This window comes from Ruegeria sp. C5 (assembly GCF_056537605.1).
Window position 1 is genome coordinate 126471 of the sequence record NZ_JBQFRX010000009.1, and the last position, 11936, is coordinate 138406.

12 protein-coding genes are annotated in these 11936 nt (G+C 55.7%); 7 read left to right on the forward strand and 5 right to left on the reverse strand.

What is annotated here, in order from left to right:
- Positions 1-60: 60 nt before the first annotated feature.
- A complete protein-coding gene (locus ACR0AW_RS20365) occupies positions 61-330 on the reverse strand; it encodes a CBU_0592 family membrane protein (RefSeq protein ID WP_170395139.1) in 270 nt (89 codons plus the stop codon).
- 14 nt (positions 331-344) lie between these two features.
- Complete coding sequence (locus ACR0AW_RS20370; RefSeq protein ID WP_170395136.1) at positions 345-902, reverse strand: XRE family transcriptional regulator; 558 nt, start codon at positions 900-902, stop codon at positions 345-347.
- A 104-nt stretch (positions 903-1006) separates the two neighbouring features.
- Between ACR0AW_RS20370 and ilvD the strand changes: the two genes are divergently transcribed.
- A complete protein-coding gene (gene ilvD / locus ACR0AW_RS20375; RefSeq protein WP_170408716.1) occupies positions 1007-2839 on the forward strand; it encodes a dihydroxy-acid dehydratase in 1833 nt (610 codons plus the stop codon).
- 170 nt (positions 2840-3009) lie between these two features.
- On the opposite strand, the gene ACR0AW_RS20380 is transcribed toward ilvD, so the two are convergent.
- The gene (locus ACR0AW_RS20380) at positions 3010-3828 is read right to left on the reverse strand and encodes a sulfotransferase family protein (protein WP_170734179.1); all 819 of its coding nucleotides are present in this window, start codon (positions 3826-3828) and stop codon (positions 3010-3012) included.
- A gap of 140 nt (positions 3829-3968) precedes the next feature.
- On the opposite strand from ACR0AW_RS20380, the gene ACR0AW_RS20385 reads away from it, so the two are divergent.
- Positions 3969-5546: a DUF5928 domain-containing protein gene (locus ACR0AW_RS20385; RefSeq protein WP_170734180.1), complete on the forward strand. Its 1578-nt coding sequence runs from the start codon at positions 3969-3971 to the stop codon at positions 5544-5546.
- Between the two features lie 38 nt (positions 5547-5584).
- On the opposite strand, the gene amaB is transcribed toward ACR0AW_RS20385, so the two are convergent.
- Positions 5585-7096 (reverse strand): L-piperidine-6-carboxylate dehydrogenase, encoded by a 1512-nt coding sequence (gene amaB / locus ACR0AW_RS20390; protein ID WP_480439636.1) that lies wholly within the window; start codon positions 7094-7096, stop codon positions 5585-5587.
- 3 nt (positions 7097-7099) lie between these two features.
- A complete protein-coding gene (locus ACR0AW_RS20395; RefSeq protein ID WP_170734181.1) occupies positions 7100-8206 on the reverse strand; it encodes a saccharopine dehydrogenase NADP-binding domain-containing protein in 1107 nt (368 codons plus the stop codon).
- Positions 8207-8478: 272 nt separating this feature from the next.
- Between ACR0AW_RS20395 and ACR0AW_RS20400 the strand changes: the two genes are divergently transcribed.
- Genes ACR0AW_RS20400 through ACR0AW_RS20420 form a run of 5 tightly spaced genes read left to right on the forward strand, consistent with a single transcriptional unit; the run spans position 8479 to position 11361 of the window.
- Entirely contained in the window at positions 8479-8910 is a 432-nt protein-coding gene (locus tag ACR0AW_RS20400) for a hypothetical protein (RefSeq protein WP_170395121.1), read from the forward strand.
- Complete coding sequence (locus ACR0AW_RS20405) at positions 8907-9569, forward strand: MotA/TolQ/ExbB proton channel family protein (protein ID WP_170734182.1); 663 nt, start codon at positions 8907-8909, stop codon at positions 9567-9569. The genes ACR0AW_RS20400 and ACR0AW_RS20405 overlap by 4 nt, the downstream gene beginning before the upstream one ends.
- Positions 9570-9600: 31 nt before the next feature.
- Positions 9601-9927, forward strand: a complete 327-nt coding sequence (locus tag ACR0AW_RS20410; protein ID WP_170613597.1) for a biopolymer transporter ExbD — start codon at positions 9601-9603, stop codon at positions 9925-9927.
- A 4-nt stretch (positions 9928-9931) separates the two neighbouring features.
- Positions 9932-10309 carry an ExbD/TolR family protein gene (locus ACR0AW_RS20415; RefSeq protein ID WP_170597127.1) on the forward strand — a complete coding sequence of 126 codons (378 nt, stop codon included), beginning with the start codon at positions 9932-9934 and terminating at the stop codon, positions 10307-10309.
- Positions 10306-11361: a TonB family protein gene (locus tag ACR0AW_RS20420; protein ID WP_170734183.1), complete on the forward strand. Its 1056-nt coding sequence runs from the start codon at positions 10306-10308 to the stop codon at positions 11359-11361. Before ACR0AW_RS20415 ends, ACR0AW_RS20420 begins: the two co-directional genes overlap by 4 nt.
- Positions 11362-11936 lie beyond the last annotated feature (575 nt).

An 11936-nucleotide genomic window follows, 5' to 3' on the forward strand; every position in this document is an offset into this window, starting at 1 on the left:
TATACTTGGCAGGATGCAGGTTCAAGGCTGGATAGCGCTAGCGTCCCGACCACACTGGATTTATCGCAAACGACGCAGGCGATAATACTGGATGATCCCAATAACGCTGATGATGATCCAGAAGCCTTCGATCAGCATGGACGCAAGATTGAAGTTCTGCAGCAGTGAGAACACGATCAGCACCGAACCGATAAGATTCACCAGCGGAAAGGCCAGATCCTCCGAGTTCATCACTCGCATCTGGGTCGCAAAATATGCCGCAACAACGATCAAAGCCCCGAATGAGCCGATGGCATCGACGACGGTCAAACTGTCCAGTAGTGCAGTCATTGTATGGGGTTTTCCTATTCTGAAACTTCCGCTGGTTGCGAATAGTGGTGCATATTTAGAAAAGCAGCTCCCTGATCACCAGCGCGGTATCCATGCGGCACATCCGCAGAAAATCGCAACCCTTGACCGGATTGCAGCGGAACCCAATTTCCATTTCGCAGCACGTCCAAAGCTCCGCTCAGAACAAAAACCTCTTCGGTTACGCCTGCTGCATGGGCCGGAGATTCGTGGCTTTGATTGGGTGACAACTCGACATGAAATGTTTCGGCCCCCAATGCGGGATCAAAAGGAAAGACAATCTTGACTTCGATACTTCCCGGAAATCTCACGGTACTGAACACATCAGCATCTGTCGTGTCACGCATTGCAGCAGTACCAATCAATGCACTCAGCGGGAGCTGGAAACCCTTCGCGATCTTCCACAGGGTCGCGATGGTCGGGCTTGATTCGCCACGCTCGATCTGGCCCAGCATAGCTTTGCTGACCCCGGTGAGTTCCGCGACTTTTGACAGGCTCAGCCCGGATGCCGCCCGCACATCCCTTAGTTTCAGCGTTAGTTCGTCCGATTCCATAGCCGCGCCCTGCGATTTGTCTTGTGCGTTATAACGTACATATGATACGTGCGCTATAACGTACACACCCAATATCGCAGTTTGGGCAATAGGGATACAGCATCATGCCAATGTACCGATCCAGAACCTCCACCCATGGCCGTAACATGGCCGGTGCCCGCGGCCTGTGGCGCGCCACCGGTATGGGAGACGACGATTTCGGCAAACCGATCATCGCCATCGTCAACTCATTCACCCAGTTTGTACCCGGTCACGTCCACCTGAAGGACCTGGGACAGATGGTTGCGCGTGAGGTTGAAGCCGCTGGCGGTGTCGCCAAAGAGTTCAACACCATCGCGGTCGATGATGGCATCGCCATGGGCCATGACGGGATGCTGTATTCGCTGCCCTCGCGTGAGGTGATTGCGGATTCTGTTGAATACATGGTTAACGCCCACTGCGCGGACGCTATGGTCTGTATCTCGAACTGCGACAAGATCACGCCCGGCATGTTGATGGCGGCCATGCGTCTGAACATCCCTGCGATCTTTGTCTCGGGTGGACCTATGGAGGCGGGCAAGATCGACATCGCCGATCTGGACGCCAAGAAGATCGACCTTGTCGACGCGATGGTTGCCGCAGCGGATGATCGATTTACCGATGAGCAGGTGCAACACATTGAAGAAAACGCCTGTCCAACCTGTGGTTCATGCTCGGGCATGTTCACCGCGAACTCGATGAATTGTCTGGCCGAAGCACTGGGTCTGGCGCTGCCGGGCAATGGCTCGACCCTGGCCACACATGCCGACCGTAAAGAGTTGTTCTTGGAAGCTGGTCGCCGCATCGTCGAGATCACCAAGCGCCACTATGATCTGGACGAGAAAGGCTTTTTGCCGCGTGAAATCGCCACGTTCGACGCGTTCGAAAATGCCATGAGCTTGGATATCGCAATGGGTGGATCGACCAATACGGTGCTTCATTTGCTGGCCATCGCGCACGAAGGTGAAGTGCATTTCACCATGTCCGACATGGACCGCCTGAGCCGCCAAGTGCCCTGTTTGTGCAAAGTCGCGCCCAACATCGAAAACGTGCACATGGAAGACGTCCACCGCGCTGGTGGCATCTTCTCGATCCTTGGTGAACTCAGCCGCGCAGGCTTGCTGCATGAGGATTGCCATACAGTGCATTCGGGCACCATGGGCGAAGCAATTGCCAACTGGGACATCAAAGTCGCCAACAACCCGAAGGCTCAGGACCTATTCAAAGCGGCGCCCGGCGGCGTGCGTACTACACAAGCCTTCAGCCAGTCGAACCGCTACAAGGAGCTGGACACTGACCGCGAAGGCGGCGTGATCCGCTCGAAAGAGCACGCATTCAGCCAGGATGGCGGTCTGGCAGTATTGTTCGGCAATATCGCGCGCGACGGCTGTATCGTGAAAACTGCGGGTGTGGATGAGAACATCCTGAAATTCACAGGCTCAGCTTATGTCTGCGAAAGCCAGGACCAGGCTGTCAATGACATCCTGACCGGCAAGGTCAAGGAAGGTGACGTGGTGGTGATCCGCTACGAAGGCCCGCGTGGTGGGCCGGGAATGCAGGAAATGCTGTATCCGACTTCGTATCTGAAATCCAAGGGGCTGGGCAAAGCCTGCGCGCTGCTGACTGACGGTCGTTTCTCGGGCGGCACGTCCGGCCTGTCGATTGGACACGTCTCACCCGAAGCCGCCGAAGGAGGCGAGATCGGGCTGGTGAAAACCGGCGACAAAATCGAGATCGACATCCCCAACCGCAGCATCCATCTGGCGGTCTCCGACGAAGACCTGGCCGCGCGGCGCGAAGAGCAGGACGAGAAGGGCTGGCAGCCCGTTGCACCACGTAAGCGTAAAGTGTCCACCGCGCTAAAAGCCTATGCCAAATTGACGACCAGTGCCGCAAAAGGTGCCGTCCGTCAGGTCTAAGCACTGCGGGTGAGCGAACACTCCTGCACCCGATACATGGAATCGGCTACGCCGATTCCACTTTCGGAATTTGGGCCCGGAGCCGCGCTTTGCGCGGCGCCGGGCCCAACCAGAGGAGATGTCTCACAAGAGACATTGACGATGGGCGGGAGCCTCACTCTTCGAGCGTCTTAATCACCCAGCTTGGCGTGAATCTCATCTAGATCGATCTCACCCGTCGGCATTTTGTTGGCGGGATTTTCGAAATCATACTTGAACAGTTCAAAATCCTGTTTGTAGATCTCGTAGACCAGATGCATCGACAAATCGTCAAAGTAATCCTCGACCGGATGCACGCGTTTTGGCCCATGGCCTTCGGATTCGTTAAAGCGCGGGATCTCGGACAGAGACACAGGATGCGAGGTTTCAAGATTGTCCAACACACCCTGCATCCCATCGTTGAACTTCTCGGTCCAAAAAATACGATCATATCGCCCGCCATTAGCGATCAGCGTCGAGACATGGCCAGACATGGCCGACCAGTGAATGTCGGGGTCCATCGGACGCCGCCAACGAATCGTGTCGCGTGCGAATAAAAGGAACCGGCGGAAACTGGCAATTTGGTCAAACTCGCCCTTGCCGTCGTCACCCCCGACTTCGATTCCATAGTTGTAAATCAGCGTTGGCACCAGATTGCCGCGATAGCGTTTGCCGTTGCGCTGGATGCCGCAGATCTTGTCAAAAAAGGAACTGAGAATGCGTGTGTAGGGATTACGCACGCAGGTAAACGTATAGGACTGGTGCGATCGAACATTTCTGGCAATCGGATCCTGACTGGCACCAAAGGCCCACTTGTGCATTCCGTCCTTGGCATCGTGAATGTCACCATCAAAGAAGCTGCCATGATCCGAGAAATACATGATTTGCCCGATCGTCGAACAGGCGCATTTCGGCACAACACGGTAGACCATGCTTTGACTTTCGGTCATCCACGTTCCGGGAAAACCCATCTACTGCGCCTCCTTAGCCAGTTATCGCATTGATACTCCGGCATTTTGACCCAAAGAACCAAAAATATTCTGTTTATTCAATCGCTCATCCTCAGTATCACGGTTGCAATTGGGCAGAAACGGGGAATTACGAGACGCAAATGGCAAAGATTGCCTATATCTTGCTGTGCCACAAAGATCCTGACGCGATCATTGCGCAGGCACGTCAGCTGACGGCTGCCGGCGATTGTATGGCGATCCATTTTGACGCCCGCGCCAACGATACGGATTATGCGCAGATACGCGACGCCCTGAAAGATAACCGCAATGTCACATTTGCAACGAAGCGGATCAAATGCGGATGGGGCGAATGGTCACTGGTTCAGGCCACGCTCCATGCATTACAGGCGGCGGTGGATCAGTTCCCAAGGGTCACCCATTTTTACATGCTGTCCGGCGATTGCATGGCAATTAAAACCGCCGAGTATGTGCACAGCTTTCTTGATGAACGCGACATGGATTTCATCGAAAGCCATGACTTCTTCGAAAGCAATTGGATTAAGACCGGAATGAAAGAAGACCGGCTGATCTATCGTCACTATTTCAACGAACGCAATCAGCCGCGCCTGTTCTATGCCGCATACGAAATGCAAAAGCGTTTCGGTCTGACCCGCGGCATACCTGCAGACCTGCAGGTCAAGATCGGTAGCCAGTGGTGGTGCCTGCGCCGTCGCACAGTCGAGATGATTCTGGACTTCCTGCGCCAACGCCGCGATGTGGTCCGGTTTTTCTCGACCACCTGGATTCCGGACGAGACGTTCTTTCAGACGCTTGTTCGCCACCTCGTCCCGAAGCAGGAAATCGAAAACCGTACACTGACATTTTTGGTGTTTTCCGACTATGGCATGCCTGTCACCTTCTATAATGATCACTATGACATGCTGTTGGGGCAGAACTACCTGTTCGCTCGCAAGATCAGCCCCGAGGCCCATGAGTTGAAGGAACGGTTGGGTCAGCTTTATGCCAGCGAAGGGGTCACGTTCCACATCTCGGACGAAGGGCGTAATCTGTATCACTTCCTTGCCGGTCGCGGTCGGGTAGGACGACGTTTCGCTCAGCGCTTTTGGGAGGTCGGCAATACGTTAGGCCCCGAGCGGCAGGCGTTTCTGATTGTTTGCAAGAAGTGGCATGTCGCCAAACGGCTTGTTGACCAGATCGCGTCGGAAACCCCCATTCCCTGTATCGAATACATCTATGATGAGCAGGATACGCCATTGCCCGATTTGGGTGGAATCGAGACGACCCTGATTAAGCGGTCGCGCCATCGGCGGGCCGTTGCACGTATGTTGTTCGATTATTTCCAAAGCGACAGGCTGGTACTCTGCGTAGATCCGGCCAATCTGGACGTCATTCAGGATTTCTGTGCAGATCAGGCCCAAACACGTGTTCTGGAAATCGAATGTGCCTATTCAGATGAATATCTGACCGGCCATGCCTATCGCGTCGGTCTTGCGGGCCAGAACAGCTCACAGGATTCTCTTGCACGTCTGCTACCGACCCTTCGCAATGCGCTGGCTTACGAATCCGAATTGATCCGCAGCACCCAGAATGATGGGCTGTTCCATTTGCGTGAGGCGGCGGAACGTTCGGAGAATGAGGTGATTATCGCGGAATTTCTGGGGATCAGTGCCGATAAGGCCAAAGCGATCATGCAACTGGATTACCTGTTCGCTGATTGAATCCGGCGGCACGATCAGGTGCCGCCGGACATTCGAGTTCAGATGTCGAATTTGACACCTTGCGCCAATGGCAACTCGGCTGAATAGTTTACCGTGTTGGTCTGACGGCGCATGTAGGCTTTCCAGGCATCTGATCCGCTTTCGCGCCCGCCTCCGGTTTCCTTCTCGCCACCAAATGCGCCACCGATCTCGGCCCCGGACGGGCCGATGTTCACATTGGCAATCCCGCAATCCGACCCGGCCGCTGTTAGGAATTGCTCGGCTTCGCGCATGTTCAGTGTAAAAACGCAGGACGACAAACCCTGTGGCACGTCGTTCTGGATATCGATCGCCTCGGCAAAATCGTCATAGCCCATGACGTAGAGGATCGGAGCAAAGGTTTCGGTCTTCACCGTCGCGGTCTGGCCCGGCATCTCGACGATGGCCGGCTGCATGTAAACACCGCCCGGCACGCCTTCGGTCACACGCTCACCTCCGAACACAGCACCACCCTCGGCCTTTGCTGTTTCAAGTGCTGCGGCCATCGCATTGCCCGAAGCTTCATCCACCAGCGGCCCAATCAATGTGCCCTCGGTCAGCGGGTTACCGATGGGCAGACCAGAATAGGCTTTCTTCAGACGTGCCACCAATTCTTCGCGGATCGCATTATGCACGATCAACCGGCGCAGAGTGGTACAGCGCTGCCCCGCCGTCCCGACGGCAGAGAACACGATCGCGCGCACCGCCATTTCCAGATCAGCCGACGGACCAACGATCATCGCGTTATTGCCGCCGAGCTCCAGAATGCACTTGCCAAAGCGCTGTGCCACAATCGGCGCAACCGCGCGGCCCATCCGGGTCGAGCCGGTGGCTGAGATGATCGGCACATCCTCACTGGCAACCAGCGCTTCACCCAGATCGGCACCACCGATCAGGGTCTGCAGCAGCCCTTCGGGGGCGTCGCCAAACCGGGCCAATGCCCGCTCAAAGATTTTCTGACAAGCCAACGCGGTCAGAGGCGTTTTCTCGGACGGTTTCCAGATCACCGGGTCCCCGCAGACCAGCGCCAGCGCCGTGTTCCAGGACCAGACGGCAACAGGGAAATTAAAGGCGGTGATCACACCGACCGGTCCCGCCGGATGCCACGTTTCCATCATCCGGTGGCCCGGGCGTTCCGAAGCAATGGTCAAACCATAAAGCTGCCGCGACAGACCGACGGCGAAATCGCAGATGTCGATCATCTCCTGCACTTCGCCCAGACCTTCCGACGTGATCTTGCCTGCCTCCCAACTGACCAGCGCGCCAAGGTCATCCTTGGCGGCCCGCAGCTCTTCGCCCAGCAGGCGGATCAACTCACCCCGGCGCGGTGCCGGCACAACGCGCCATGCTTTGAACGCCGCTTTCGAGCGGGCAAAGATGGCCCCCATCTCGGAAACCGGAGTTTCGTGAACCTCGGCCAGCAAGCTTCCATCTATCGGAGAGGTCACCCGCAGCGACCCACCGGTCAGCTCTGCTGCAGTCAGGTCCAAATTCGCAAGCGTGGTTTCAGCAGTCATTACAACGTCTTTCATATCTCAGGCCGCCTTGTTTTGTTCAGTAACGTCACCGGCGCGATAAAGCCGGCCAAATTCGGTGTTCAGGAAATCGGCAAGCTTTACCTGCTCTTGCCGGACAAAACCTTGCGAGGGCAGAACCCCCGTCCGCATCAGATCAACGACACCCAACACACCTGCGGCAGTGGTGACCTGGATCGCACTCCAGACTTGTCCATCGATGGTGCGCGCAAAAGATTTGTTGATCAGGGATTTCTCACGCAACGTGCCATCAACCATCCCCTTTGCTGTGCAATAAACCAGCACGACGTCTTGATCGGTGCGCGGCAGGGCCGTTTCAAAAATCTCTTTCAGCAGATCGCGGCGACGCTCTAGTCCCAGGTCACTGAGCAACAAGCGCAAGATATCCCGATGGCCCGGATAGCGGATCGAGCGATAGGATACCGCCTTCGCCTTACCGTCTAGCGTCTCGGGCAAGGTGCCCAGCCCGCCCGATGTATTGAAGCACTCGTACTCGACTCCGTCATCGCCGATCAGCTCATAATCTTCGAGGGGGGCGGTCTTGACCCTCTCGCCATTCACAATGGCATCACATGGATTGCAGTATTCGTTGATTAGCCCATCAGTTGACCAAGTCAGGTTATATTTCAACGCGTTGGTCGGATAGAGCGGTAACGCCCCGACCCGCATATGCAGGCTGTCGATTTCATCGAACTCGGCCGCCAGCGCAGCGCCCGCAATCCCGACAAACCCGGGGGCCAACCCGCATTGCGGCATAAATGCCGTCTCGCTGTTCTGCGCCAGCTCGCGCACCGCGTTGGTGGCCGCGACATCTTCGGTCAGGTCAAAGTAATGCGCCCCAACAGTTTTGGCTGCGCTCGCAATCGCCGGTGTCAGAAAGAACGGCGCGGCAGAGATCACCGCATCAAACCCTTTAAGGCCTTTCTCCAAGCCCGCGCTATCGCTGGCATCAATCTGCCGCGTAGAAATGCCCCGCTTCTTGAATGCTGACAGGGCCGCAAGATCGTGATCGGCAACAGTCACCGTGTAATGTGCCGAGGTTTTCAGCAAAGTCGCGATCATCTGACCGATCTTCCCCGCCCCGACTACGCAAATATTCCAGCTCAAAACGCGCCTCCATTCTGTGTTTCTTTTGATTATGAAGGGCGACTTGTTCGGATTGCAGATCGTATCTTGACGAAATGAGGTAATTTTCCGTCATTTTGCCATATTATACGTCACTTTGCTAAATGGTTTACTCGAATATGACTTCGAACATGGTCGAATTCACAATCGTTTCAGCGCTCCTTTGAACTGATTGTACTATCAGGTATGAGAGGACCATTGTCGGCTATACAACGCGGGCAATCGCGGTTCGCCCAAGCATATAGGTGCCTTCAATGAGATCTCTCCGTGTCCTGCTTACCTGTTTCGCATGCCTGCTTCCTTTTGCAGCTCTGGCCCAATCCGCTGAGGCACCTGCCGCTGAGATTTCGTTAGAGCTCAATGCCTTGGAAGACGTTGGTAGTGCCTGCAGATTGACCTTTCTGGTGACCAACCAATCCGGAACCACTATCGATGAAGCCGTATTCGAGACGGTGATATTTGACACCGAAGGCAGTGTCGTTACCCTCTCGCTTTTTGATTTTCGCGACTTACCTTTGGATCGCCCACGTGTCCGTCAGTTCGATCTGCCAGAGATGTCTTGCACGACTGTTGGGCGCGCATTGATCAATGGCGCGAGTTCATGCGTGGTAAAAGGCTCCCAGAGCGACATCTGTCAATCGACCCTAACGCTCAGCAGCCGGATTGAAGTGGAGTTGCTTGGATGAATATTCTCTCTTCTCTTCGAGAGATCCTGACCCTTGGCGGGCCCGTTGTGGCTATCCTTATTGTCATGTCGGTCCTGACCGTAGCAGTTACTCTTTACAAGCTTTGGCAGTTCGCAGCCTGTGGCGTAGGGCGGCACAAGGTTCTGTCACAAGCGCTGCAGGCCTGGGATGCTGGAGATCGAGCCACTGCACGCGCGCGCCTCGCTCAGAGCAGCAGCTATCTTGCACCGCTTGTCGAAGCCGCCATGGACGCGCCGGACACTCCTGATCTGGACGCTCGACTGGATGCCGAAGCTGGATTGGCACTGGCCGGGCTGGAGCGCGGATTTCGGCTTTTGGATACGGTCGCCCAGCTTGCACCCCTGCTTGGATTGTTCGGAACAGTTTTGGGAATGATCAATGCATTCCAAAGCCTTCAGTCTGCCGGGTCTTCTGTCGATCCCTCATTGTTGGCAGGTGGCATCTGGGTTGCTCTGGTAACAACAGCCGTTGGCCTTGCGGTGGCAATGCCGACTTCAATGGTCTTGTCTTGGTTTGAAAGCCGAACTGCCCGGGAACGGGTGTTTGCGGACAAAGCACTGCGCACGGTTCTGGTCCCGAACAACTCGAACCAGCCCGTCTCAGGCAGGACCGAGATTCTGAACGCTGAACATGCGTAACACGGCGCCCTTTGTAAGACGCCCGATGTCGATGACCCCGCTCATCGATGTCATCTTCTTGCTGTTGCTGTTTTTCATGTTGTCTTCAACTTTCTCAAAGTTCGCGGAAATCGAAATCAGCAGCGCAACCTCAGGAGCATTAGCCTCGGCTGAGCCGGTGGAGAGGATTTTCATTCAGATCGGTGCAGAGCGCGTGACTTTGAATGGCGAAACGCTGACGCTGGATGAGCTGTCCGCGCTGATCGGAACCGGTCAGGCTCTGGTAAGCCTTGATGCCGATACGTCCGCCCAAAGGCTTGTTGATTTGCTGACCAGGCTGCGTGGCCGCGATGGCTTGACCGTCACGGTGTTGGAGTAGACCGATGATCCGCTTTGGTCGCCCAAGCCGCAAACGAGACTCGACCATCCCTCTGATCAACGTCGTCTTTCTGATGCTGATCTTCTTTCTGATTGCAGGCACCCTGGCACCACCGCTTGATCCCGAGCTTCAGCTTGTCGACACATCGGAACTCGAAGGCCGCGACCCGCCCGATGCGCTTGTCTTGAACGCTGATGGCATCCTCAGTTTTCGTGGGGTGCAAACCGACCCTGAGGCTTTTATGGCCAGCCATGATGACGGACCCGTCAGGATTGTCCCCGACCGCAATGTTTCAGGCCAACGATTGATGGAGGTAACCGGTGCCCTTCGACGGCATGGGGCGCCATCTGTGTACCTCGTGACCCAGCAGGCTTTAAAATGATCCGGAAGTCAGCAGCCATCGCTGCGTTGGCGGGTGTGCTTTCGCTTGTCCTGCATATCTTTGGGATCAGTTTCTACGGTTCCAGTCTGCCAGAACTGCGGGCCAATGAGGAATCGGTCAGTTTGATCGAGCTTGGCAACACATTCGAGGAATTCAACGACAACACGACGGACCCGGTGCAGCCGGAATCTGCTGAAACACCCGACCCCCCGGTTGAAGACACTATTAAGCCCAATACTGCCGACATCCCGATCAGCGAAACACTCGTCGCTTCCCCCAATCCTCAGCAGGTATCTTCACCAGATGTCGGAGCGCCCGTCGCCCCACGATCAGAGCTACAGGAAGAGGTGCCGACCGAACCGGTCGCCCCGTCCAATCCGGAACCAGCCACAGACGCAGATACCTCCGTAACGTCAGCGGTCGACCCGAAACCCGAGCGCTTGGCAGCGTTACCGCCCACAGACGGCTCAACAGCGCCGGTCCCTCCACTCGAGAGTACTGCAGTCGAACCAGAAATCCCAAGTTCGGTCGATGAGCCAACAAACGAGCCACCAGAAGAACAAGCCGCGCCTTCCGATCAGGCCGTATCTGTTTCCAAACGCCCCCGCCTCCCGGACAGAAGGCCCGCAACGGATACGCCAAAATCACTTGATGGGTTCAGTAACTTCGATAACTTGCGCAACCCTACGCAGACATTGGAGTCGCCGCTTAGCCTTTATCAAAAGGAAGGGGCTGACCCGTTCCGAGCCAGCAGTGGCCGAAATCAAACCTCGGGTCGCGGCGTTGGAAACTCCGATACCACTAACTATGCCGGACAAGTCCTGGTCCACCTCAATCAAACGCCCGTCGTCTATGTCCCTGTCCGCGGGTTTGCGCAGGTATTCTTCGAAATTAATCCTGATGGATCACTGGCTTGGGTTGATATCGTCGATAGCTCTGGCTCACCTGAAATCGAACGCGCCGCCAGAGATCAAGTCATCCGCGCCGCTCCATTTCCCCGTCCACCAAGCGGGTCAAGCCGCAGGCTATCGTTTTATTACCAAAATAGTTGATACCAAAGACAGCAGTTCGCCGAACCAGTTGTTCGTTCCCTGAATGCTTCAACACGCTCTAAGGAGAGGATTTCCATCGGTCGTCACGGCAAGGTCACCGTGGGCGAAGCACAGAAGTTGGCAAAAAAGAGCTGAGGGGGTGAGTGGCTAGTTACGAAAAGAAGTTTCCTCTCGTTGCTTCCACAGTGCTTCCAGAAGTGTTGGCGCAAATAAGAACACCGCCCTGAGACGGCGCGTAAACATTTGTTTTTGCTCAGTGTTTTTGTTTTCGAGAGTAGGATTTGAACCTCTGAGTTGTCTGACGTCAGCGCCCATGGGACAGTTTAGGTCGATTTGATAAGAGAGGGTTTCTGGCTCATCGTAACCGCCAAGGAGTGGAGATGAGAAAGAAACCCGGAACCAAGCAGAGCCACGGTGAGAAGGTCATAAAGGACATTCGCCGTGCGACCCGCAAACAGTATTCCGAAGACCACCTTCTATCGCTGGTACGACCGATATCTCGTCGGCGGCCCCGAGGCGCTTGAAGATCGTAGACCCACGCCGTCACGGGTCTGGAACCGCATTCCCACGCCAGT